The following is a 25,303-nucleotide window of genomic DNA, read 5'->3' on the forward strand; positions in this document are numbered from 1 at the left end:
AACCCCCAGATCACCCTCCAATTCCATATCCAAACCCAAAATCTCCACCGGATAACCCGTCAACTCCGACACCACCGACAACAACGAATCCGTCAAGTCCGCGCCCGGCTCCGGAAGCAGTTCAGTGCGCGGTGAAGGAATCGACGAAGCGGCGCCGAGGCCACCGGCGCTTTCCACGACCTCGCGCAACGTCCGCAATTCTGCCAACGCCGCCATATCCTGCTCCGGCAAACCCCCGACCCGCTCACGCAAAGCCGCCAAAATCTGCACCCGCTTGATCGAATCAACCCCCAGATCACCCTCCAATTCCATATCCAAACCCAAAATCTCCACCGGATAACCCGTCAACTCCGACACCACCGACAACAACGAATCCGTCAAATCCGCACTCGCCCCGGAAACGGGGGCCGGGGCGGGGGCGTCGATGACGGCCGTCGCGCCGTTCAGGTGCCCGGCCGACGCGGCGGCGGGCTCGAAAGCCGGGGCCGGCTCGCGAACCGGTTCGCGCATCGGCACCGGCGGAGCGGGAACCGGTTCGGGTGCCGGCCGCCGCGCCGGAGGCTCGGCGGCCGGCTGGCTACGCTCGGGAGCTTCCGTGAGCGCCGGCGGTTCAGTGCCATTGCCCTGCCGGATCGTCGACCACCGCAGGCCGGCACCGCTGTCGCCGTGGCCGGTGATCGGTGTGGTGGCGTACTCGCCATTCGCCCCTTCCCGTTGTCCCAGCAGGCCGTTGAGGGAGGCTTCGGACAGGCGCAGGAACGCGAGATGGGCGTCGGTCACCATCTTCTGGTAGGCCGCGTGGGCGTCGGCGGTCTGCTGCTGGGTGTTCTGGAGCACCGTGAGCCAGTCGTCGTCGAGAAGGCCCGGCAGGTCGGGCAGGTGCTTCAGCGCGGGCGGGAGGCCGTTCGGTTCGTTCGGCGGGGTGGTCGTCGGCACGGCGTGGCTTCCGTTCTTCTCGGGCTTCACGGTTTGCGGTGCGGGAGCCACCGGAGTGGCGGGGGGTGCGGGCGGCAGAGGCGGGTTGGGGCGCGGCAGTTCCCGGTGCCCGCCCGGCGGCGGATAGCGCCGCCCGTGGTTGCCGCCGTCGATCGGCACCGCCATCGCGGGACGGCCGGGCCGCGCTTCCGCCTCGGCGGTTTCCTGGTGCGCGGGACCGTACGGTTCCCAGAGAGCATCGAACGCGAGGTCGACGCCGTCGACGGCCAGCCGGGCGAGCCCGTCCTGCAGGCAGGTGAGCCCGTCGCGGCGCGGGCGATCGAGTTCCACGGCCGTGTGCGGCCTGCCGTCCAGGATCCGGCCGACCAGGCGGGTGAGCGTGGCGCCCGCGCCGACCTCCACGAACGTGCGCACGCCGTCGGCGTACATCGCCTCCACGGTGTCGGTGAAATGCACCGGTGACACCACGTGCTCGGCGATGCCGCGGCGGACGGCGCCGGGTTGCGCGGGGTGGATCGCTCCACCGGCCTTCCCGTAGACCGGTATCCGGGGCGCGGAAACGTCGAGGTCGTCGAGGAACGCGGTCAGCTTCGGCACCGCATCGGCCACCAGCGGGCTGTGGAAGGCACCCGAGGTGGCCAGTTCGCGGCTGGTCACCTTGCGCTCCTCCAGCATTCGCGCGAGTTTCGTGACCGCATCGCGGTCGCCGGAGACAGTGACCTGCCGGGGAGCGTTGTGGTTGGCGATCACCAGGACGCCCGGATCACCCAGTTCGTCGATGGCGTGCTGGACGTCTTCGGCCGGCGCGGCGACGGCGAGCATGGCACCGGGAGTGTGCTGTGCCGCCTCACGCATGAGCAGGCCACGCCGCCGCCCCAGCCGCAGGAGCGTCTCCGCGTCGAAGGCACCCGCGTGGTGCAGGGCGATCAGTTCGCCGAAGCTGTGGCCCGCCGCGCAGTCCGCGGTGAGCCCGAGCTCTCGCAGCACCGCGAGCAGGGCGGTGCTGTGCGCGGCCAGGGCGGGCTGCGCCCACTCGGTGGCGTTCAGCCGCTGGGCCTGCTCGGCGCTCTCCTCCTCGCCGAAGGTGGGCGGGGGGAACACGACCCGGTGCACCGGCGGTCCGTCCAGGTCGGTGGCGGCGGCCCGGTCCCACGCGGCACGGGCCGCCGGGACGTGCACCGCCACGTCCGCACCCATGCCGACGTACTGAGAGCCCTGGCCGGGGAACAGGAAGCCGACGCGACCGGGCGTCGCCACGCCGACGCGGTAGTACGTGCCGGACGGCAGGGAGATCGGTCCGGCCGGGTTCTGCGCGATCAGCTCGGTGGCCTGGTCGAGCTTGGCCGCGAGGTCGCCCGGGTCGGCGGCGATCACCGCGAGCCGGGCCTCGTCCGACGCAGAGAACTCGCACTGGGTACGCCGGGCCAAGGTGGTGAGTTCGCCGCCGGACTCGCGCGCGGCCGCCGCCAGTTCCCGGGCCCGGTCGATCAGCGCTTCCGCGGTGCCTGCCCCGAGCAGCAGGAGTTCGGTGGCGGTGGCGGGGTGGTTCCAGGGCCGCCGGGCGGCCGTGCCGGGCCGCGGCACGTACTCCTCGAGAGCCACGTGGAAGTTGCTGCCGCCGAAGCCGAAGCTCGAAACCGAGGCGCGACGGGGTTCGTCGGCCGGGCTGATCCAGGGCCGCGCCAGGGTGTTGAGATAGAACGGGCTGGCGGGCAACTCGAGCGCGGGGTTGGGCCGGTCCACCTTGATCGTCGGCGGCAGCACCTTGTGGTGCAGGGCCAGCGCGGCTTTGAGCAGACCGGTGGCGCCCGCGGTGCACTTGGTGTGGCCCAGCTGCGACTTCACCGAACCCAGTGCGCACCACTGCCGGTCCGGTCGGCCGGAGTCGTCGAACACCGCGCGCAGGGCAGTGAACTCCGCGCGGTCCCCGGCCTTGGTGCCGGTGCCGTGGGCCTCGACCAGCTCCACGGTCTCCGGTCCGTACCCGGCCTCCTCGTAAGCGCGGCGCAGGGCCCGTGCCTGCCCTTCGGGCAACGGTGCGTAGACCGCGGTGCTGCGCCCGTCCGACGACGAGCCGATCCCTCGGATCACCGCGTAGATGTTGTCCCCGTCCCGCTCGGCGTCGCTCAACCGCTTCAGCGCGAGCATCACCACGCCTTCACCCAGCATCGTGCCGTCGGCGTCGGCCGAGAAGGGGCGGCAGTCGCCGGTGGGCGACAGCGCCGGCGTCTTGCTGAAGCACATGAACATCTCGACACCGTTCTGGGTGTCGGCCCCGCCGGCGAGCACCAGGTCCGATCGCCCCAGTGCCAGGTCCGCCACCCCGGCGGAGACCGCCGACAGTGAACTCGCGCACGCCGCGTCGGTGGTGTAGTTCATGCCGTGCAGGTCGAACCGGTTGGCGATCCGCCCGGCGACCACGTTCGTCAGGACACCGGGAAAGGTCGCCTCCTGCCAGGGCACGTAGTGCCGCGAGAGCGTGTCACAGATCGCTTGCGCGGCCTGCTCCTCAATACCCTCTTCGCGCAGGGCCTTGAGCCACACCGGACGTTCGAGCCGGTTGACCATCTGGCCGTACAGCGGCAGGACGGACGCCCCCAGCACCACGCTGACCCGTTCCCGCGCCTCGGCGTCCAGCTTTCCCGCGAGGTCGCCGAGGGTCTGTTCGGCCACCATGAGGGCGAGCAGCTGCGCAGTGTCGGTGGCGGCCAGGTTGGCGGGCGGGACACCGTAGGCCACCGGGTCGAACGGGACCTCCGGGAGGAACGCGCCGCGCCGCGCGTAGGTCTTGTCGGGTAGGGACGGGTCGGGGTCGTAGAAGTCTTCGGTCAGCCAACGGCTCGGCGGTACGTCGGTGATGGTGTCGCGGCCGGACACCACCACCCGCCAGAACCGGCCGGTGTCGGTCGCTCCGGGCAGCAGGGCGCCGACGCCGACGATAGCGACGGGCACCTGCCGCTCCCGTGAGAACTCGGTCATGGCCTTCTCCTTCGCTGTGGTCTGTTGGCTCTCGTGGCGGTCAGGAGAGCGGATGGGGCACGAACACCGACGCCTCCGGGGGAACCGGCACGCCGAAGGTGCGCAGTTGGTGTGCGCGGGTGAGCACGGTGGCGCCTTCGAGCAGGTTCAGTGCGATCTGCGCGACCGTCCGATTGCGTGGCGCGGCGAGAAAACTTCCCGCGACCCACCGGTTGAAGGCACCCATCGCGGGGCCGCACCAGATCTGGTAGTCGGCGGTCCGGCTCGGTTCACCACTGATCGCCCACCGGCTGGACTGGCCCAGATACCAGCGGAAGACCAGGGCCATCCGGTGCCGCGGATCGGTTTCGGCCCGGGTGAGCTGGGCGGGATCACGGTCTTGCCAGAATTGCCGGGTCTGCTGCCAGACCTCGTCCACCGGCAACCGGAAGACCTCGCGTTCGAGCTTGGTGCGCAAGTCCGCGGGCAAGGCCTCGAGCGCGGGGTAGTCGCGATAGGCCTCGTAGAGCCGGCCCGCGCGCGAGGCGAACAACGTTCCCCTGCGCAGGACCTGAAGTTTGACGCCCATCTCGAACATGTCGGCGGCGGGAGCCATCACCACGTCGGCGAGATCGGCCTCGGCCAGCAGCGCCTTGGCCTGCTCCGACAGGCCCGCCTCGACGGAGGCCTGGTTGACCGATCCGGTCACCACGTAGGCGGCGCCCGCCGCGAAGGCCGCGGCGACCGCGGCCGGGGTGCCGAGCCCGCCCGCGGCTCCCACCCGGATCACCCGGCGATAGCCGTGCTGCCGGGTGAGCTCATCACGCAGGCCGAGCACGGCGGGCAGCAGCGCGGTCAGCGGCCGGTTGTCCGTGTGCCCCCCGCTGTCCGCCTCGGCCGTGACGTCGTCGGCCAGCGGCACGCTCGCGGCGAGCTCCGCCTCCTCCGGGGTGATCTGGCCGCGGCCGATCAGCTCGCGCAGCACTTCCCTCGGCGCCGGCGACAGGAACAGCCGGGCGACTTCCGGCCGGGAGAGCTTGACCAGCATTCGCCGCGCCCGCACGATCCGGCCGGTGTGCTCCCGGCGCAGGCCTGCCACGGCACAACGGACGACAGCGGGGGTCAGCGTCAGATAGGCCGACGCGGAAACCGTCGGGACACCCCGCCGGATCAGCAGGTCGGCGGTGCGCTCCTCCAGTAGCGGTTCGCCCGGCGCGTGGATCAGGTTGACGCCCCAGTTGGCCCGTCCGGCCAACGCGGTGCCCAGTTCGCCCACCGCACGCTCGATCGCGCCAAGGCCGAGCCCGCCGGCACCGAACACGGCGAGCAGATCGGCTTCGGCGAGGGCGGTCACCATCTGCACCGTGGCGATGCCGTTGGCCATTTCTCCCGCCACATAAGGAAACCGCACACCGTGGTCAGTGCAGAAGGAGCGGTCGCCCAGCCATTCCGGGTACAGCGGCGGCAACGTGCCCACCACCGGCAGGTCTCCAGCGGGACGGTCGCCGATGAGCACGCCGTGCCCTCGGTCCGGGCCGCCGTCGACCACGTGCAGGGTCGCCCGGGGCCGCCGTACACAGTCGGCGATACCCACCGGGTCGAACGCCGCGGCTTCGCCGGCCGGGATGTCCGGGTGCGTGGAAGTGTTCGGGGCGTAGGCGTGCACAGTCGACCTGCTTTCCGGGAGGAAGGGCGCGGGAACGGGTCAGAAGCCGGCGGTGGTGGTTTCGTCGATGCCGTCCTGGAGACAACGAGCCAGCACGGCGGGATCGCGCACCGCAGCGGCGTCGAAATTGACGCCGAAACAGCAGTTTCCGTCGTAGGTGTGCATGGTGACCGACAGGGCGATGGCGGGCAGCGGGCCGAAGGGGTAGAGCCGCAGGATGCGCGCCCCGGCAAGGCTCAGCGGCGACTCGGCACCCCGCAGGTTGCTGATCTGCACGTCGTGGGCCTGGGTCGTGTGTTTGAGCACGGGCGCGACGACGAACGACGGCAGCACCCCCATCGAGCGGGCCAGCAGCACCGGGGCCTTGCCCGCCCGTTCGGCACGCACTCCGGCGATCAGCTCCCGGACCATCCGCATGCGCCGGACCGGGTCCTGCTCGCCCATCGGCATCGCCATCCGCGCCACCGAAAACCCGTTGCCGCCGCGGATCTGTCCTGGGCGGCCGCCCGCGATCGGGATCGCGGTGGCCACTGTGGACAGTGGCACGCCGAAGTGTTCGTGATAGCGCCGGAGTCCACCGAGGACGGCCGACACGACCGCGTCGTTGAGGGACACGCCCGCCGCCTTGGCGACCGCCCGCACGCTCGCCAGCGGGGCGTCCGCGGTGACGAACCGCCAGCTACCCGCCCTTCCCCGGAGCAACGGGGACGGTTCCGCCGTGGGCCGGGAGAACACGTGCACAAGAGACTCCACCAGTCTGCCGCCCTCGCGTGCGGCACGCACCGGGTGCCGCAACGCGCCGGTCGCGTGGCCGAGCAACTTCCCGCCCACGGCAGCCAGGCAGCCGGCCGACCGGGCCCGGTTCCCCGCTCCGTTGCCCTCGTCCCTCACCACGGACAGCCCGGGCTGCGGGGGGTCGCTGCCGTACGGCGGGTGCATCAGCGCGTCCAGGCACATCAACGCGGCGCCGTCCATGCTGCTGTGATGGAGCTTCAGCACGTAGCCCGCTTGGTCCCCGTTGAGCCCTTCGGCGAGCACGGCCTCCCACAACGGACGGCGCCGATCGAACGGGGTGCAGGCCATCGTCTGCGCCAGCGCCAGGAGTGCGCCGTGGTCGGCGGGTTCGGGCAGGCGCACCCGGCGCAGGTGGTAGCCGAGGTCGAGCTGCGCATCGTGCCGCCAGCCGGGGTTTCCCACGCCGAGCCAGGTCTCGCTGACCCGCTGGGCCAGCCGGGGAACACTCTTCACGATCCGTTCGTGCTCGGCGACGACGTCCGCCCAAGGCGGCACCCGGTCCAGGGTGTACACGGCCATGACCGTGGAACACAGCAGAGGATCGGCCTCCGCGCGCCACATCACCGTGTCGAGTCCGTTCATCCGCCGTGCCGCACCCCACGCGTCGCTGCCGACGAAACCATCGGGTTGTCCGTTGGACATGACTGCTCCTGTCTACGGCGTCGACGTGCCGAGGTCCCGCGCCCGCGAGGAGCCGGTCTCCCTCGGGATCGGGGACGGCGCGGGCTGCTGCCCCAGCACTTCGAGGTAGAAGTCACGGACTCTCGCGACGCCGCGTTCCAGGCCGTCCTGTTGCCAGCCCGTGGTCTCCACCGGCGCCCCGACCACGACCTCGACGTGTCCGCGACGGGGAATGTGCGCTCCTTTGGGCAGCAGGTTCCCCGTGTCGCGGATGACGAGCGGGATCACGGGCACCCCGGCGGCCATCGCGATGACGAACGAGCCCCGATGGAACCGGCCGAGCCGGGGGGTGAGGGACCGGGTGCCCTCGGGGGCGATGGCCAGTGACACTCCTCGCTGAAGCCGTTCCACCGCCTCGGTGATCACTTTTCCGGCCGTGGCCGGCCCGCCGCGGTCGATGAAGACGGCGTCACTGAGCCAAAGGAACTGGCCGAACCCGGGAGCCCACTTGAGCTCCTTCTTCGCCAGCGAGGTGAGATGCCGGCGCAGCACCTTGAGCACCACCAGCAGATCCAGCGAACTGCGGTGGTTGAACAGGAAAACCGCGGGCCGGTGGGCCCACAGGTGGTGTTCACCACGCACGGTGACCGTCACCCCGGTCAGGGCCAGCGCGAGGTCGGCCACCGTCCCCTGGGCGAGATCGACGGCCTGCCGCCGGTCATGGTTGACCCCCAGGCCGACGGCCAAGGCGGAGGCCATCGCGGCCGCGGTCGCCCCGTAGGCGCTCACCGTCCGCGCGAGACCGGGCAACCCGGGGCCGGAATCGACGCGGAAACGGCAGGACGGCCACTGCCGTTCGCGGGCCACCTGCTGAAGCCTCGGCTGGGGGTTCACCGCGCACGGGTGTCCCACCGCGTCCAGGAACGGCACGTCGGCGGCGTCATCGGCATAGGCGTAGCTCTCCGTGAGATCCACGTCGTGCCGTGCCGCGAACTTCCGCAGAGCCTCTTCCTTCGCCCAGCCGGTGACCACCTCGCCGTCCACCATCCCGGTGAGCACCCCGTCGCAGGTGGACAATTTCGTGCACAGCACGTGGTCGACACCGAGTTCCGCCGCCATCGGAGCCACCTGGAACCTCGTCGCGGCGGAAACCAGCACCACGAGGTGGCCCTTACGCTGGTGCGCCAGGATGAGCCGCCACGCGTCGGGGAACAACCGGGCGGCGATGTCGCGTTCGAGCACTCGCCCCGCGATCTTCTCGGCGGTTCGCTCCGGGGTGCCGGCCAGCGCCTTGGCGACCGTACGCACGAACTTCGACACGTCTCTCTCGGTCCAGTCCGTCCGGAACCGCGACAAGAGCACTCCGGTGAGCAAGGGCAGCTCCACCGGAAAAGCGCGCAACCGGCGGCGGAGGAAGGCTTCGACGGAGTATCCCCGGATCACGGTGCCGTCGAAGTCGAACACGGCGGCTGTTCGCGGGCCACTGGGGCCCTGTTCGATCTCTTCCAGCCGCTGGTCGACGTCGTTCATCGCTTCCCTTCCTCATCGAACCGGACGGCCAACGCGGCGATCTCGTCCCGGAGCGCCGTCAGCGCGGTCTCGGCGTCGCGCCGCTGCCTGCGCAGCGACGTCGGATCCACGTTCGTGGCGAACAACCCTTCGGCTCGCAAGAAGGATGTGGCGCGGGAGAACAACGGCAGCGAAACGGATTCCGGGAGCACGTGGTGGTCGCCACCCGGCGGTTTGTCGTTGTCGCGCAGGCAGTAGCGGATCAGCATCGTCTCGTCGACCGGCACGGCGGGCGCTTGTAAGGCCAGCCGCGCCGCCACGAGGGAAAACCCCTCCGCCACATGACGCAGCACCAGCGGAGCGAACAGGCATGGGACCGCGCGCAGACGTCGCGAGAGTTCCACCGACGGCAGGTCCCGCCATCCCGTCACGACGAGGTCCGTCTCCTTGGCGGCATAAGCACCGAGGTGTTCCGCGGACAGCCCGGTCACAGCGCACGTGAGCACCTTCGCCAAGCTCTCGATTTCCTTCACCACCAAGGAATCACGGTCTTCGGCCTCGGCAGCCGCGGCCCGCAGCAACGCGATCTCGGCGAGCGCCCGCGGCAGGAACCAGTGGCAGGACATGTTCCGGTAGTAGGCGGCGAGCCGACGGTTTCCGGCAGGCAGCCGGTAGGCGGCCCCGGTTCCATCCCGCTCGATCACCCGCGCTGCGAGCAAGTGCTCCAGCCACTCACGCACGACGTGGGCCGGAACATGCTCCACCGACACCGACACCGCCACCGGCAGTTCCCGGTACCGGACGAACTCCAGTACCCCGGCGAGTCGCTCGCGCAGCCGCGGCACCGTCCACGACTCACCGGGCGACCCCAGCAGAACCATCGCGACCAACGCCATCGGCGTGATCGGCGTCGCCTCGTTGATGCGTGCGCACAGCCGCAGCGCAGTCGTCATGACGTCGTCTCCGGGGTGGCCCGCCGACGTGTTCCCCGGGCGGCGGGCCGGCCGCAGCGGCTCACCGAATCGCACGTCGACGGCGCCTCGCCGGCGCCGGTGCGCCCACGCCAACCGCAGGAGCCCGGCGAGGTCCTCAGCCGGCTTGACCGCACCCGCCTGCTGGTCCACCAAGGCGGTGGCTTCGAACAAGTACTCGTAGGTCAGGGCCACCGGAACCAGGGACACCGCGGGAATGGATTCTCCGTCGATCGCGTCCAGGACGTAGCGCAGCAAACCCAGCCGCGGCGGTTGTAAGCCGCCGTCGCGGGAACGTCCGCCTTCGACGGCGAACATCAGGTTCTTACCCTCGCGGAGGAGGTAGGAGACGTAGAGGCGCAGAGCGAGCTTGTAGCAGGCGTCGTCCGGGAAGTGACGGCGCATGAAAACGAGGTTGCTCCGCCGCCCGAGCGGGCCCAGCGGCCAGAACCGCAGATTGTCCCCGGTGAAGATGTAGCTCGGAGCGAGCCCCGACCGGTTCAGGACCCGGTTCACCACCAACGAGTCCACATAGGATCGATGGGCGACGACGAACACCGCCGGCCCCCGGCCTGCCAAGGTCTCCGGCCCGTCCGGGGTGGCAGGCCCGGTGCGGATGCGCCAGGGCCGCGAACCCAGCAGCCACAGCAGCGGCCGGAGGGCCTCGGCCGCCCACGGGCGTTCCGCCACCACGAGCTCGTCGAGGTGAACGGCCAGTTCCCGATGGACCTCTCGCTCCGTCCGGCCGAGCGACTTCGCCAGTGACGCCACCGCTTTCCGCGCCAGTGCGGGTGCCAGGACCGCCGACACCGTGGCCTTCCGGCCCGCCCGTGCCTGCTTCCTCATCGTTTTGCCGCCCGCGGACATCAGCCCGACCTCCCGGCTCATCACAGATCCCCCGCGGGCACCGAACGGAGCTGACGGCCCCGGCCGCCATGTCGCACGTCCACGCCGGGCATGCGGCCGTCGAGCACAGCGCCGCGGATGAGCTCGGCGACCAGCTGCGGTGCGTCCCGATGCACCATGTGGCCGGTGCCCGGCAGCATCAACCAGTCCACAGGTTCGACGAGCTCGAGCAAGGGGGCCTCGAACCCCTCGAAGGGCAGCACTCGGTCCTTCTCCGCCAGCACGACGTGCACGGGGTTCTCGTGGTCGTGCCACGGCCGCATCCTCTCGGCTCTGGCCAATGCGCACAGGGCCGCGATCATCACCGAGCAGTAGGCGGCCGCCCTCAGCTCCAGCACCGCGTCCGGGACATCGATGCGCCGTCCGTCTCGGACCAAGAAGTCGAAGTACGCCCTGCGGACCGGGAGCAGCCGCATCAAGGGTTGCGCGAACGGCGCCATGACGCGGGCCACGGCATGCCCGGCCGCCGAGCGCAGTGCACCTTTGATCAGGTCCGCCCGTGAGCGCCACGCTCCGGCCGGGGTCAGCAGCACCACGGTCTCGCACCGACCCCGACGGGCCAGCTCCAGCGCGGTCCACGCGCCGAGCGAATGGCCGACCACCGCCACCCGGTCGAGGCCGAAGTGGTCCAGCCAGTGTTCGGCTTCGTCGGCGTCGGTTTGCGGGGTCGCCCGATCCGCCGGACGACGCGAAAGCGCTCCCCAGTGGCCGGGCATCGTCGGCGCGATGACCGAAAAATCCTGTTCCAGCATCGGGATGACGGGCTCCCAGGTCCGCCAGACCGAGCCGAGCCCGTGCAGCAGCAGCAAGGGCTTTCCTTGCCCCCCGGTGTGGAGGGGAGTCGGCGGTACGCCGCTGGACAACGAAGACACGAGACGATCTCCCCGGATTCCGGCGCTGTCGGACTGACTTCACCGACGCTAACCACGGTCGCTGACACCTCGGCTGACAACGACGCGGACATCGGGGCTGACACCGCGGCTGGACCTGGCACGAGCACTTCCGGTTGCGCTGGAGCACGGCGAGGCTCCACTGGACTGGCAGCCGCGATCCCGCGAAACGGGTGTCTTCGCACGCAATTCGGGTTGGAGTCGTGAACCACCCACTGAGCACAATCAGTACTCAGAGAATCACTATCCGTGCGACTGGAAGGCCCGCCCGTGCAGATCCTGTGCCTCGGTCCGTTGGTGTTGCGTACCTTGTCCGGCGATGTCGTCGCGCACCGTTCCCTGCGGTCGAGACTGCTCGTCGCCCTGTTGGCGAACCCGGGCAGCACAGTGTCCAAGGATCAGCTGATCCGCGAGCTGTGGCCAGTGCCTCCCGACGATGCTGTCGGTGCCATCCACGCCCACGTGAGCCGCCTCCGGCGCGACCTCGACCGCTGGTGCGGCGGTGGGCTGGTCACCCTCCGGCCGCGGTACCCGGGATACCGTCTCGAGCTGGACGCGCGGGTCGAAGTCGACTCGGCCCGCTTCGAACGGCTGGCGAAGATCGCCGGCCGTCTTCCGCGCGGCAACCCGCACGCGATCATGGAAACGGCGCAGGAAGCTCTCGGCCTGTGGCGCGACGAGCCGTTCACCGGGCTGGACGTGGGCATGGAGGGGCAGGCGGCGCGGCTTCGCCTGCAAGAGACCCGGCTTTCCCTGTGGGAAGTCCTGATCGAGAGTGCGCTGGCCGCCGGCCGGTGCTCGGAGATCATCGGCGACGCCCGGAGACTCGCCCTGTCGTTTCCGTTCCGGGAACGGCTCCAAGCCAAGCTCATGGTGGCGCTGTACCGCGCGGGGCGGCAGGCTGACGCGCTGGAAACCTACCACCACGCCCGCTCGCGGCTGGCCGAAGAACTGGGCGTCGAGCCGACTCCCGCTCTGCAGCGGTGGATGACGGCGATCCTCCGCCACGACACGGTACTGCTGCAGGACTTCTGGCCGTTCGACGAACTGGGGCCGACTGGGTGAAAGCGGCGGCCGTGCTCACTTGACCGGAGTACGGCTCCTCACGACGGGTTCAGGGAACGCGGCACGATCCGGTCCGCCAGACTGGTCGCCTCTGCCCGTACCGTCGGGAGCGCGGACTGCTGGAGGGTGTCCAGCAGTTTCGCCGCCGACCGGCTGTAGTACAGGTCGTCCGGCGAAACCCGCTCGATCCGCAGCAAGGTGAGCAGCGCCGTCACGTCCTCACGCCGCGCCACCCACACCTGGGCGAGCGCGAGGTACAGATCCACCACTTCATCCGCCGGACGCCCCTCTTCGGCGTCGGCCTCTTCCGCGACATGAAGGGCCAGATCGGCCTGGCCGAGCCGAAGCATGCACAACGCTCTCCGAGCGGACACCGACGCAGACCCGATGACGAGTTCCTCTCCCGGCCCTCCGGTCCGGTTCAAGGCCAGCTTCTCCGCCGAGGCGAGGTACTGTTCACACGTCCGGTGATCACCGCCCATCGCCGCCACCTCGGCCACGGACAAATGCAGGGCGGTCTGGACACCGGCCGGGCTGTCGTGGTGACGGCGGACCGCTCCCAAGGCGATCGGCAACGCCTCGGTGGAATAGCCCAGCCGCGCCAACACGTGCGCCAGCGCGGGTCCACATTCGATGTCCGGGGACGTGGCCGAGTGGTGGCCTGCGCGGCGCGTGGCCTGCTGGACCGCGAAGTAGGCGAGTTCGTGTTCACCGAGACGCGAGAACAACGACGCCATAAGCAGGAGCATCCGCACATGAGTCCGGCAAGCCGGACTGAGCCCGTCACCGCACTCACAGGACAGCACTTCGCACACCTGCCACGACCGCGACAGCAGTTCCGAACTCTTGTGCCCGACCGGATCGAACCGACGACCGGACGACGCCCAATCTCGCCACAGCCAATCGGCCTCCCTCGCCAGGATGGACACCGACTGCGCGGCCGGCCGCTTTTCCGGCACGTTCTCGGGGCAAGCATCCAGCAGGAACAGGGAACGCCGCAGGTGCTCCGTCAGGGACCCCCTGACCCGTTCACCCGGGCGGCCGCCGGAAACGGCGAATCCCGGCAGCAATTGGGACGAATCGTTCACTCGGAGGACCTCGGACATGCGGACGAGGACTTCGATGCTGTCCATCCGCCGCGAACCCTTCTCCACCTGGCGGAGCCACTCCTGACTTCGGCCGACGAGCCCGGCGAGTGTCTTGCGGGACAGGCCCCGCCTTCGCCGCAACGCCTCTATACGTTTGCCGACCGTCGATTCATGGAAATCCAACTAGCCCCCCTTCAACGATCACATCTGAGCACACATCGATGCCACAAGCAAAGCTGGAATCATTCGGTCTAAACAAGTCGAGAGCCCCGCAACTCTCAAGATCAACACTTTGAGGAAAGGAGCCAGAACAGACGAACTAACGGCGTACACCTCGCGTTGCAGCAGTTCAAGCGTCGACGTGACTGTTGGTCATGACGACCTACCCTATTCGAGATACTTTTGGGCCATCTGATATCAAGGAACTTCACCAGCACCTCAGGCATCCGTCATTCGAACAAGTGAAATCATCAGACAACCATTCTTTTGACAAAGTTCACACCGGTTCAGCGGACCATATCCCGGGACTCGCCCGAGGACGAGCGCGCGCGGAATTCAGAGAAGTCATACGCTTGCACCACCGCAGCCGAACTGAACGCGGCCCTCAACTACGGTTCGAGGTGCCGGCGGCGGAGATCGCGCCGGCACGCAGGATTCGCCGGCACAGGTACACGCGGACGCCCACCGCGGGCCCGCCCCTCCCACCAGGGTGGCGGCGATGCCGAGCGCAGTGACCTGTCCGGCCGAGTACAGCGGTACCAGCACCGCCGCGGCGAGGGCGTACTTCGCCAGGAAAACCGCAGTGCAGAGCGGAGAATGCCGTCGCCGGACCGGATCTCGCCGACAGCTGGACCGTACCCTCCGAGGCTCCGACCAGCACTCCGATGACCGGCCATCGCATCACCATGGACACCGAGAGGCTTTTCTGCCAACAGCCCGGAGGCTCATGCGCTCGCCTTCGTCGCGATCGGCGTGGGGAAGCCGTCGCTGGACCAGCGTTTCACAGAGGTGGCGTGCGTGCCCCATCGCCAGATCGCCGCCGAAGCCAGGGGGTCGAGATGGATGGCATCGCCAATGACAGTCACCGGGGCGGTCGGCCGAGCGGGCCTCGGCGGGGATCATGCCCGATCCTCAGCGCGACCGTCAGGTCTTGCCACGCCTTGGCGACGGTCGACCGGAGCTGCTCCGGGTAACGGGTAAGGACCACAGGAACAATCCTCGACCCCGGTGACCGCACCGGCGCCAGGTGGCAGCCATCGTCGTCGTGCCGCCATCGGCGGCTCGTGGACCGGAGCATCGCCAGCGCCATCACGATGCCGCGGCATCGTGCGCCGTCTGTACTTGCCGCCCGCCGTCCAGCGCCGACCACACCCGCACGTGCGGCGAGTACTGACGGCGAACAGCCCCGTCCGCGCCGGTCAACACGTCGGCGATGTCCGCACTGCCGTCGGCGAACCACGCCCGGACCGTGCCGTCGACTCGCTGCTCGAAGCGTACGAACTCGGCCTCGAACCGCGCCGTATCGCCAAACCAGTCAGCAACACCGACCGCAGCAACGGACAGTGCGCCTGGCGGCCGCCCCGCGGCCCGCCACGCCGTCGGCTGGCTTAGTGCCCACGACAGTGAGACCCCCGTCCACTTCGGACAGCGACAGGGGCCTCCCTGGCTCCGATATCGCCGGGTCGTTGCGTACTCTCGCGCATTTCCGCGGCGTAGTCCGCGAGCCCCGTCGTCATACCCTGCATCATGCGCCGGACTTGCCCGAGTTCCTTCGCCCAGAACCTCATGCAGATCGACGGGGGCGCTGCGACCTGTCATCCGTCATCCGCGTGCCCTCCACGGCCGGTGACGCAGCCGGCCGGGCCAGGACGTCGCGCGACTGCGCAGCGCAGGATCAGCGGCAGGGGCTTTGCGCCGGAAGGGCTGTACCACAGCGAATATCATGGGACGACGGTCCGACTTGCGACAACATCAGTCCAGCTGTGGACTCGACCGCGGGGGCTCACCGCTCTTTGGCCGACGACCTGACCGGCGCACCGCTGGCTGTGGTGGCTCCGCATCCGTCACTGCTGGAGGGTGCGAGGCTTGTACGAAGGGCGCCGCGCTTCGTACTCCGCGATGCTGGATTCGTGGTCCAAGGTCAGGCTGATGTCGTCCAGACCCTCCAGCAGACGCCACCGGGCGTTGTCGTCAAACTCGAAATCAGCCGTGATCCCCTCGGCACGAACCTGGCGGTCGAGCAGGTCCACGGTGACCTCGGCCGCGGGGTCGGCCTCGGTCAGCTCCCAGAGCCGGTCCACGGTCTCCTGCGGCAGCACCACGGTCAGCAGGCCGTTCTTGAGGGAGTTGCCGCGGAAGATGTCGGCGAAGCGGGAAGAGATGACGGCCTTGAAACCGTAGTTCTGCAGTGCCCAGACGGCGTGCTCGCGCGAGGAACCGGTCCCGAAGTCCGGCCCGGCGACCAGCACGGTGGCACCCTGGCGGGCGGGCTGGTTGAGCACGAACTGCGGGTCCTTGCGCCAGGCATCGAAGAGCCCGTCCTCGAAGCCGTCCCGGGTGACCTTCTTCAGCCAGTGGGCGGGGATGATCTGGTCGGTGTCGACGTTGCTGCGGCGCAGCGGGACGACCCGGCCGGTGTGGGTGGTGAAAGCTTCCATGGGATTCAGACTCCGGTGGTGAGGGGCAGTTCGGACAGGTCGGCGGGCGAGGCCAGATGACCGAGGACCGCGGTGGCGGCTGCCACTTGCGGAGAGACCAGGTGGGTGCGGCCGCCCTTGCCCTGTCTGCCCTCGAAGTTGCGGTTGGACGTGGACGCGGCCCGCTCGCCGGGGGCCAGCTGGTCGGGATTCATGCCCAGGCACATGGAGCAGCCCGCGTGGCGCCACTCGGCGCCGGCGGCGGTGAACACCTTGTCCAGCCCCTCCTCGACGGCCTGGAGCGCGACACGCACCGACCCGGGCACGACCAGCATCCGTAGCTCGTCGGCCACCGAGCGGCCCTGGAGCACGGCGGCCGCGGCGCGCAGGTCCTCGATTCGCCCATTGGTGCAGGAGCCGAGGAAGACGGTGTCCACCGCGATCTCCCGCAGCGGCTGCCCCGCCCTCAGGCCCATGTACTCCAGCGCCTTCTCCGCCGCCATCCGCTCGCTGGGGTCGGCGAAGTCCGCCGGGTCGGGGACGGAGCCCGACAGCGGAGCACCTTGCCCCGGGTTGGTGCCCCAAGTGACGAACGGAGAGAGAGCGGAGGCGTCGATGACGACCTCGCGATCGAAGGTGGCTTCGTCAGTGCGCAGGGCACGCCAGTCTGCGACGGCGGCGTCCCAGGCGGCGCCCTTGGGCGCGTGCGGGCGGTCCTTGAGATAGGCGAAGGTGGTTTCGTCCGGGGCGATCATGCCGGCCCGGGCTCCCGCCTCGATCGACATGTTGCACACGGTCATCCGGGCCTCCATCGAGAGTTTCTCGATGGCCGGGCCGCGGTATTCGATGACGTGGCCTTGGCCGCCGCTGGTGCCGATCTCGGCGATCACGGCCAGGATCAGGTCCTTGGCCGTGACACCGGCGGGCAGCTCGCCCTCGACCGTGACGGCCATGGTCCGGAACGGCGCCATCGGCAGCGTCTGGCTGGCCAGCACATGTTCGACCTGGCTGGTGCCGATCCCGAAGGCGAGGGCGCCGAAGGCGCCGTGGGTGGAGGTGTGGCTGTCGCCGCAGACGATGGTCATTCCGGGCTGGGTCAAGCCCAGCTGCGGCCCCACCACGTGGACGACGCCCTGCTCGACGTCGCCCAGTGGGTGCAGGCGGACCCCGAACTCCGCGCAGTTCTTCCGCAGCGTCTCCAGCATTGCGCGGGCGACCGGGTCGGCGATCGGCTTGTCGATGTCGATCGTGGGGGTGTTGTGGTCCTCGGTCGCGATGGTGAGGTCGGTGCGCCGCACGCGCCGACCGGCCTTGCGGAGCCCGTCGAACGCCTGCGGGCAGGTCACCTCGTGCAGCAGGTGCAGATCGATGTAGAGCAGATCCGGTTCGCCCTCGGCGCGCCGGACGACATGGTCGTCCCAGACCTTCTCCGCCAATGTCTTGGCCATGGACTTCCCTTCGAGCGAATGGATGGAACCGGAGCCGGGCCGGCACCGGATTTCACGCTGTGCCCGTGCGTAATGCCTCGTTTCACGAGACATCGAGGAACTTCTTGAGCGGCTCAGCCCGCCAGGCGAGCGGTGAGTGCGTCGCCGATCTGCTCGGTGCTGCGGGGTGCTTCCGCGTCGCGTTCGGCGAGGTCGGCGGTGACGGCGGCCTCGATCCGCCGTGCCTCCTGTTCGTAGCCCAGGTGGCGCAGGAGCAGCGCGACCGACAGGACGGTGGCGGTCGGGTCGGCCTTGCCGGTGCCCGCGATATCCGGGGCGGAGCCGTGGACCGGCTCGAACATCGAGGGATGGGTGCCGGTGGGGTTGATGTTGCCACTGGCGGCACGGCCGATGCCGCCGGTGACGGCCGCGGCCAGGTCGGTCAGGATGTCACCGAAGAGGTTGTCGGTGACGATCACGTCGAACCGCTCGGGCTGGGTGACGAAGAAGATCGTGGCGGCGTCGACGTGCAGATAATCGGTGCTGACGCCGGGGTACTCGGCGGCGACCGTGTCGAAGGTGTGCTGCCACAGGTTGCCGGCGTGCACGAGCACGTTGTTCTTGTGCACCAGCGTCAGCTTCCGGCGCGGCCGGGCGTCGGCGAGTTCGAAGGCATAGCGGATCACCCGCTCCACCCCGTAGGCGGTGTTGACGCTCACCTCGGTGGCCACCTCGGCGGGAGTGCCGACGCGCAGCGCGCCACCGTTGCCCGTGTACGGACCTTCGGTGCCCTCCCGGACCACGACGAAGTCGACGGGCGGGCGGTCGCCGGTGTTCGGAGGGAGTTTGCCTGGGCGCAGATTCACGTAGTGGTCGAAGGCGAAACGCAGCTTGAGCAGCAGGCCCCGTTCCAAAACGCCGGAAGGAACGGTGGGATCGCCGATGGCGCCCAGCAGAATCGCGTCATGGTGCCTGAGCGACTGCAGTTCGGCGTCCGGCAGGATCTCCCCGCCGGCGTGCCACCGCCGCGCGCCGAGATCGTATGGGCTGGTCTCCAGTTTCACGTCCGGCGGAAGCACGGCGGCCAGGACCTTCAGTCCCTCTGCCACCACTTCCGGGCCGATGCCGTCACCGGGAATCACCGCGAGGCGAATGCTACGACTGGTCGGCATGGCATCTCTCTCCTTCATTCGGGTGGTGGCAGCTGTTCGCGAGGTTCGCTCTTGGGCCCGGGACGGGCCGGTCCCTGGTCGGGAACCGGCCCGATGTGCCCCGGACCGGCGGCAGACCGCTGCCGCCTTCCCTTGGTCCGCGCGTGGCCGCGGACTCCAGAGCACTCAGACGGCCGGCTCCGTCGCGGCCGCGGTCGAGGTGGCATACGGTGCGGACTGCTTCTCGTCCCAGGCTCGCCGGGCTGTGGCGAGCGCGGCCCTCCGGACCGCTTCCGTCTCCTCCTCGTGAATGCCCACGCCCCACAAGGAATGCCCGTTCAGGACGGTCTCGCAGAAGGCGGCGTATCCGGGCCGCCCCTGGAGCCGCTCCACGTTGACGCCTTGGACCGCGCCGGGGGTTTCCAGAGCGGAGAACGCCCGGCACACCGAAATCTTCCAGTCGGCGGGCGTCCAGTCGGCGGCGGAAATCTCCACGGCGTCCGTCGTCCCCTCGTCGGACTCCGTGCCCGGTGCCACATACCGCTCCGTGAAAAGCTCCCAGAGTTCGTCCGCGCCCACTTCGCCGCCACGCTGCTCGCAGAACTTCTGCATGACGTGGGCGAAGTCGATCTGCAACGGCCGGGGCAGGGTCAGCCCCTGCGTGCTGTGCAGCAGGTGGGCGATGCCACCCTTGCCGGACTGGGTGTTGATGCGGATCAGCGCCTGATAGCTGCGCCCGATGTCGCGGGGGTCGACGGCGAGGTAGGGCACTTCCCAGACGGCATCGGGATCACCCGCCTCCTCCCGGGCTTTGAGCCCCTTGGCGATGGCGTCCTGGTGCGTGCCTGCGAAGGAGGTGTAGACGAATTCGCCCACCCAGGGATGGCGAGCGGAGACCGGGAGCTGATTGCACTCCTCCACCACGGCACGGATGCCGTCCAGATCGCTCAGGTCGAGCATGGGGTCGATCCCCTGGGAGAACAGGTTCATCGCCAGGGTGGGCAGGCAGACATTGCCGGTGCGCTCACCGTTTCCGAACAGGCAGCCCTCCACCCGGTCGACGCCGGCGAGGAGGGCCAGCTCGGTCGCCGCGACGGCGCTGCCGCGGTCGTTGTGCGGGTGCAGGGTGAGGATGGTCCGGTCGCGATACGCCAGATTCCGGCACGTGTACTCGATGCGGTCCGCCAGCTCATGAGGCGGGAAGCACTCCACGGTCACGGGCAGGGCGATACGGAGGGTGCGGTCGGTGCGGGGGGCGCAGTACTCCTGTACCGCGTTGCAGATCTCCACGCCGAAGTCGGGTTCGGTCTGGCTCCAGGACTCCGGCACGTAGGACAGGTAGAGCTCGGTCTCCGCCAACGTTTCCTGGAGCCGGACGGCGTGCCGGGTGCCTTCGAGGGCCAGCGCCACGGTCTCCTCGCGACTGGCACGGAAGACCACCCGCCGCTGCGCGACGGAAGTCGGGTTGATGTACTGCAGCACCGCCCTGCGGGCTCCGCGTACCGCGTCGATACTCCGGTCTATGGCGTCGGTCCGCATGGAACAGAGGACCTGGATGACGACGTCGTCAGGGATGGAGTCCGTCTCGATCAGGTGCCGCACGAACTCGTAGTCGTCCTGGGACGAGGCTGGGTAGCCGACCTCGATCTCCTTGAATCCCATGGCCACCAGGAGCTCGAACATGACGCGCTTGCGGGCGACATCCATCGGCTCCAGCAGTGCTTGGTTGCCGTCACGCAGGTCCACGCTGCCCCACAGCGGCGCGCGGGTGAGCCGGCGGCTGGGCCAGGTGCGGTCTTCCAGCCCGATCGGCTGATAGGGAGCGTACTTGTGCACGGGCATTTCGCTGGCTGTCTGCGCGCCCATGTCCTGGGCGCGGAAGGCGCGGTGCCGATGTGGTGAAGGGCTCATCTTTTCCTCTTTCCTGGATTTCCATGGCGCCATAACCCCCGCCGGTGCGGGCGAAGTTCCGGCACGAGAACGCGAAAACGTTCCGGGCGGGAGCGCGGTCGGCGCCCCTGCCGGAAGACCCGCCGCCGTCGAGGCTTCACCGTGAAGGCAGGAACGCGGACGTCACCTGCCGACGAGTTGTCACTGCTTCATGGCGGGGCGGCCGCCGCGGTGCCTGCCGAGCCGCACGATGGGGAGCAGACCCTGCACGTACTGGTCACGGATGGCTCGCTTGTCGTACTTGCCCACCGAGGTCTTGGGCACGGCCGGCAGGACCGCCCAGCGTTCGGGCACCATCCACGCGTCGAGACGTTCGGCCAGGAAATCACGTAGTTCCGCCGGGTCGATGCCGTTGTGGCGCAGTGACACGGTGGCCAGCGGACGTTCGCCCCACCGGTCGTCGGGCACCGCTATGACGGCCGCCTCGATCACCGCGGAGTGTTCCATCAGCGTGTTCTCCAATCCCACGCTGGAAATGAACTCACCGCCGGACTTGATGACGTCCTTCACCCGGTCAGTCAGCCTGAGATAGCCGTTCGCGGTGATCGCGCCGACGTCACCGGTCCTCAGCCAGCCGTCCGCGGTGAAGTTCTCCGCCGGCCGAACCCACGCAGCCTCGTCACCGCCGTGATAGGCACACGTCACCTCGGGGCCGCGCAGCTGAAGTTCCCCCGTGGCCACACCGTTGCAGGGCGCCAGTGCGCCGTCCGGGCCGACGAGCCGGAACTCCACCGACGGCGGGAACCGCCCCTGGCTGACCCGGTAGGCCCATTCCTCGTCGGCGTCCGCTTCCCGGGGCGGGACCGCCGCGCTCACCAGCCCCATGGTCTCGGTCATCCCCCAGCCGTGCAGAAGCTCGATGGAATGCCGGTCCCGGTACGCGGCCATCAAAGCCGGTGGGCAAGCGGAACCGCCTACGTACGCCCGCCTCAGGCTTTCGGTGTCGTAGGTGCGGGTGTCCAGTTCCTCCAAGAGAGAAGACCAGACGGTGGGGACGGCGGCGCTGAAGGTGGGCCGCCCCTTGTCGATCATGCGGGCGAGGGATTCGGCCTGGGTGAACCTGTCAGGCAGCAGCAGGTCGGCGCCCGTGAAGAAGGCTGTGTGCGGGATGCCCCATCCGATCACGTGGAACATGGACGCTATCGAGAAAAGAGTGTCGTGCGGGCTGATGTCGTAATGACTCGGCGACAGCACCTGGAGGCAATGCAGGAATATCGAACGGTGGCTGTAGACCACTCCCTTGGGCTTGCCGGTGGTTCCGGTGGTGTAGCAGATCGTCGCGGCGGCACGCTCGTCCAACCGCTCCTCCCAGGGGTAGTCCCCGGGATGGTCGCTGATCAGCTCCTCGTAGTCATGGACTTCACCGGTGAATCCGGACAGCGCCTCACGGCCGCCACGACCGGCGACGATGATGTGCCGCACGGTTTCCGGCAACCGCGCGAGTACGGGGGCGAGCGATTCCGTCAGCCCTGCGTCCACGATGATGACCTCGTCCCCGGCGTGGCCGATGGTGTAAAGCAGCTGGTCCGCGGGCATCCGCCAGTTCAGCGTGTGCAGCACGGCCCCCATCGCGGGAACCGCGACGAAGAGTTCGAGATGACGGGCGTTGTTCCACATGAGGGTGCCCACGACGCCCTGTTCACTCCCCGCCCGGGTACCGGGGCGCACCCCCAGCCGGTCACGGAGCGCGTGCGCCAGCCGGGCGGCCCGCTCACCGACTTCCGCGTAACTCCTTCTGTCGAACCCCGTTCCGTTCCAAGTGGACACATGAGAGGAAGCGTGGACCGTAGCGCCGTACCGCAGGATGCGGGCAATGGTCAGTGGTGTGTCCGGCATCGTGCTGTGCATAGCGTGCCTCCGGAATTGGGTGCCTGCATCGGGCGGCGGTTCGCCGAGCGGCGCGATCCGTTGACAGGAAACATATTCCGGTGTTCTCGTCACCGGCAACCGTGCGCGGTTGTCTTGCGTGGCCGCTGGCCTGGGGTCCCGCAACCGGTCGCCGGCAGGCGTTCCAGCACCCTTCCCCAGCAGTTCAATGCCCTCTTCGGCGACTACGCCCGGAACTCCGCGATCGTTGCCAGCACACGGAAAAGTACGGCGAGAGAGGATCGGGACTCGAGGTGAACCCGGCTTTCTCCCGCTTCCACATGAGACGAGATCCGCTTGTCGCATTGGAGGCGCGCGGGGGTGACGCGAAGCGACAGCTCGCTTTCGCTGTGTGCCGAGTACCACCCGCGCGCCAAAAGGGCGCCCTGGCAACGAATGCGCCTACCGGCGAGCAGGACATACGTCTACGTTCATTTGAGGCGATCAAAGGTGGCGTGTCCGTGAAGTCTTCCGGTGAGCGGCTCGCGGGGTGGTCGTGAGTAGCGATTCGGGTTCAATTGCGGGGTAACGCAAAGGTGTCGGGTCGTGGGGATCGCTCGCGGCCGTGGGGTGACGGTGTCGCGAAAGCCACCTGCCACCTCCGCCCTACCCCTCCATAAGTACATGAAGGCCCCCTTCCTTGCGCCTAGGTACAGGAAGGGGGCCTTCATGTACTTGGGCCACGCTCCGTCGGACCAGAAAGGCGTGTACTGGGCGGGAGACCCGATCGGCCGACTGTCACGACCCCAGCGCCGCCTTGGCCACCAACCCACCCAAGACAAGGCACCTTTGCCTTACCTCGCAATGGTTCCTGGGGCATAGTCACTCCCGGACTCACCGGGCCTGCTGCGCGCGAACTCCGCGCGCGCTGTCCGGGTAGGCCGATACGACGGCTCGAGGCCATGCAATCGATGCCCTGTCGCGCAACGGTTGCCGTCCTGAGGGATTGGGTGCCGGACAGGAAGGCCGCCGCCCGTCCGGGTCGGCACGTATCGGCCCGCTGCGTCGCGAAATTCCCGAAGAAGGCTCACGAGGCACCGCAGCACGTCGACCTCAGGGGGAAGATCCCTCGGAGCCACGAAACGGCCGTTCGCCGCCACCGGCACTGTGTTCTGCGCGCGGTCGACACGTCAAGCGAGAGAAACACGTGCGGTACAACCAATCCCGCCCCGGTGACACCGTGGCGGAAGCAGCCCGGCCCGACGCATCGGTCCGGGAAGCCGGGTCAAGTGATGGTGATCTTCGCGGCGGGAATGGTCAGGCGGGCGTGGTTGAGGTCGGTGTTGACCACGGTCACGTCGGTGAAGGTGAGGCTGGGCAACACCAGCGGCGGAGGACGGTCCGGGGTGAAATCGACCGGGAGGCCGATGAGCCCGAGCACGCTCAAGGTCCCCTTCAGCCGCAGGGTGAGCAGCTCGATGGGATGGCCGGTCGCGGTCGAGACGCTTCCGGGTGGTGCGGTGATCCTGCCGAGGTGGCCGTCGACCAGTTCGCTCGTCTGGACCAGGCTGGTGATGTCGATGCGGCTGGCGGTGAATCTGAGCACTTCGACCGGCACGCCGCCCACCCTGGTGGTGCCGACGCCGTGGTACTGCAGACCGGTCAACTGCAGGACGGAGGCCGTCAGCACCCACACCCGGCCGGCCGGAGCAGCGGTGGTGCGGGCCGAGGGGGCGTCCGCCGGGCCGACGGCCAGTGCGGCGACCAGCAGGACCGTGATCCCCGCGGCCCTGGCCCGTGTCGAGCCCGGCCCGTCTTCCTGGTCCCGATCCCGCTCGCCGTTGGCCGGAGGGGCCCAGGCGAGAGCCAGGGCCCCTCCGGTGAGTCCCAGCACGGTGCCCACCAGAAATCCGCCGAGGTTGCTGGTGACCAGCGCGACCAGCGAGACGAGGATCGCGGTCACGCCGGCGGCGACCCGGTACTGCGGCCTGAACCACAGCGACACCGCGCAGATCAGGAGCAGGGCGCCGATCAGCAGCGCCGACACCCCGCCGATGGTGTTGATCGAGAGCACCAGGTCACCCAGCCGGAAGGAGGCGTACGGCGGTAGTCCTATCACGACGGAGGCGGGTAGCAGGAACATCCCGGCACCGAAGGGCCGGTGCCGTCGCCAGCCGCGGAATGCCCGCCATCCGGCCTTGATCCGCCCGGGCGGGCGGCCGATCATCGGTCCGGCCCGCGGCCGTCAGCCAACTCAGAAGCATTCATTCTTGCCACTCCTCAGCGACAACGCGAGATTCTTCAGCCGCAACGTCTGCGCGTTGGTGCTCCACGCCGTTTGCCGGAGCTGGCCGATGGTCGCGCCGGTGGCCTGCAGCCCGAACGCTCCCGGCCTGCCCTTCGCCGCTTCCGGCCCCTTGGTCAGCTGAGCGGCGTCGATGCCGATCTGGGTGTCGGTCAGGCGGAGATCGCCGGTGAGCGAGGCGATGCCGATGATGATGTCCGTCGACTCCATCCCGCCGGGCCCTCCCGAGAGGAGTACCAGGGTGACGTCCCCGACCATGGGCACCTTCGGCAAGAACACCGACTGGCAGAAGTTGTCCAGCGTGGCCTTGCGAAAAGCGCCCACCGCGACGGCGTGGGCTTGACCGCTGCCCTGGTCGACATCCCCGTATTGGACGAAACCCTCGCCAACCAGCTTGTCCGCGCTGATCTTGAACGAGCCACCGGACACCGCGAACGACGCCGCGAGCGCTCCCTGTGAAAGCCCGGTGAGCAACAGCGCCGCCCCGGCCAGCGCCAGTCCGAAGATCCCGGCGAACCGGGCCCACCGCGTTCTCCCCCGCGATTCCGACCGCTTCATGGTTCAGTCCTTTCCTCGGTCACCCGGCCGCCGGGCGACGCCTTGCTTCAGCATGGGGCGATCGT

Annotated in this window: 16 protein-coding genes; 2 read left to right on the top strand and 14 right to left on the bottom strand. The window is 69.1% G+C overall.

Annotated features, from left to right (window positions below; all coding sequences use genetic code 11):
• From ACZ54P_RS14465 to ACZ54P_RS14490, 6 genes are all read right to left on the bottom strand, one after another.
• Positions 1–3,915: beta-ketoacyl synthase N-terminal-like domain-containing protein (locus ACZ54P_RS14465; protein ID WP_465461995.1), on the bottom strand; the 3,915-nt coding region annotated here is incomplete at its 3' end.
• A 40-nt stretch (positions 3,916–3,955) separates the two neighbouring features.
• The gene (locus ACZ54P_RS14470) at positions 3,956–5,560 is read right to left on the bottom strand and encodes a PfaD family polyunsaturated fatty acid/polyketide biosynthesis protein (RefSeq protein WP_465461996.1); all 1,605 of its coding nucleotides are present in this window, start codon (positions 5,558–5,560) and stop codon (positions 3,956–3,958) included.
• A 39-nt stretch (positions 5,561–5,599) separates the two neighbouring features.
• The gene (locus ACZ54P_RS14475) at positions 5,600–6,997 is read right to left on the bottom strand and encodes a wax ester/triacylglycerol synthase domain-containing protein (protein ID WP_465461997.1); all 1,398 of its coding nucleotides are present in this window, start codon (positions 6,995–6,997) and stop codon (positions 5,600–5,602) included.
• A gap of 12 nt (positions 6,998–7,009) precedes the next feature.
• A complete protein-coding gene (locus tag ACZ54P_RS14480) occupies positions 7,010–8,506 on the bottom strand; it encodes an HAD-IB family hydrolase (RefSeq protein ID WP_465461998.1) in 1,497 nt (498 codons plus the stop codon).
• Positions 8,503–10,344: a 1-acyl-sn-glycerol-3-phosphate acyltransferase gene (locus ACZ54P_RS14485; RefSeq protein ID WP_465461999.1), complete on the bottom strand. Its 1,842-nt coding sequence runs from the start codon at positions 10,342–10,344 to the stop codon at positions 8,503–8,505. Before ACZ54P_RS14485 ends, ACZ54P_RS14480 begins: the two co-directional genes overlap by 4 nt.
• Entirely contained in the window at positions 10,344–11,171 is an 828-nt protein-coding gene (locus tag ACZ54P_RS14490; RefSeq protein ID WP_465462000.1) for an alpha/beta fold hydrolase, read from the bottom strand. Before ACZ54P_RS14490 ends, ACZ54P_RS14485 begins: the two co-directional genes overlap by 1 nt.
• Before the next feature lie 330 nt (positions 11,172–11,501).
• On the opposite strand from ACZ54P_RS14490, the gene ACZ54P_RS14495 reads away from it, so the two are divergent.
• Positions 11,502–12,317, top strand: a complete 816-nt coding sequence (locus ACZ54P_RS14495; RefSeq protein ID WP_465462001.1) for an AfsR/SARP family transcriptional regulator — start codon at positions 11,502–11,504, stop codon at positions 12,315–12,317.
• Between the two features lie 38 nt (positions 12,318–12,355).
• Here ACZ54P_RS14495 and ACZ54P_RS14500 read toward each other — a convergent pair whose 3' ends face one another.
• Positions 12,356–13,588, bottom strand: a complete 1,233-nt coding sequence (locus ACZ54P_RS14500) for a helix-turn-helix domain-containing protein (RefSeq protein WP_465462002.1) — start codon at positions 13,586–13,588, stop codon at positions 12,356–12,358.
• Positions 13,589–14,731: 1,143 nt separating this feature from the next.
• Between ACZ54P_RS14500 and ACZ54P_RS14505 the strand changes: the two genes are divergently transcribed.
• Positions 14,732–15,016, top strand: a complete 285-nt coding sequence (locus ACZ54P_RS14505) for a hypothetical protein (protein WP_465462003.1) — start codon at positions 14,732–14,734, stop codon at positions 15,014–15,016.
• 452 nt (positions 15,017–15,468) lie between these two features.
• On the opposite strand, the gene leuD is transcribed toward ACZ54P_RS14505, so the two are convergent.
• The 7 genes from leuD to ACZ54P_RS14540 all read right to left on the bottom strand — a co-directional run bounded on the left by leuD (position 15,469) and on the right by ACZ54P_RS14540 (position 25,238).
• Positions 15,469–16,062: a 3-isopropylmalate dehydratase small subunit gene (gene leuD / locus ACZ54P_RS14510; protein ID WP_465462004.1), complete on the bottom strand. Its 594-nt coding sequence runs from the start codon at positions 16,060–16,062 to the stop codon at positions 15,469–15,471.
• Positions 16,063–16,067: 5 nt separating this feature from the next.
• Positions 16,068–17,489 (bottom strand): 3-isopropylmalate dehydratase large subunit, encoded by a 1,422-nt coding sequence (gene leuC / locus ACZ54P_RS14515; RefSeq protein ID WP_465462005.1) that lies wholly within the window; start codon positions 17,487–17,489, stop codon positions 16,068–16,070.
• Positions 17,490–17,602: 113 nt separating this feature from the next.
• On the bottom strand, positions 17,603–18,622 hold the full coding sequence (locus ACZ54P_RS14520; RefSeq protein ID WP_465462097.1) for a 3-isopropylmalate dehydrogenase: 1,020 nt from the start codon (positions 18,620–18,622) through the stop codon (positions 17,603–17,605).
• Between the two features lie 183 nt (positions 18,623–18,805).
• Entirely contained in the window at positions 18,806–20,530 is a 1,725-nt protein-coding gene (locus tag ACZ54P_RS14525; RefSeq protein ID WP_465462006.1) for a 2-isopropylmalate synthase, read from the bottom strand.
• A gap of 180 nt (positions 20,531–20,710) precedes the next feature.
• A complete protein-coding gene (locus ACZ54P_RS14530; RefSeq protein WP_465462007.1) occupies positions 20,711–22,405 on the bottom strand; it encodes a long-chain fatty acid--CoA ligase in 1,695 nt (564 codons plus the stop codon).
• Positions 22,406–23,660: 1,255 nt separating this feature from the next.
• The gene (locus tag ACZ54P_RS14535) at positions 23,661–24,602 is read right to left on the bottom strand and encodes a DUF6114 domain-containing protein (RefSeq protein ID WP_465462008.1); all 942 of its coding nucleotides are present in this window, start codon (positions 24,600–24,602) and stop codon (positions 23,661–23,663) included.
• 27 nt (positions 24,603–24,629) lie between these two features.
• Positions 24,630–25,238, bottom strand: a complete 609-nt coding sequence (locus ACZ54P_RS14540; protein ID WP_465462009.1) for a DUF6230 family protein — start codon at positions 25,236–25,238, stop codon at positions 24,630–24,632.
• Between the last annotated feature and the right edge of the window lie 65 nt (positions 25,239–25,303).

The sequence above is a fragment of the Amycolatopsis sp. NPDC034160 genome, assembly GCF_055575355.1.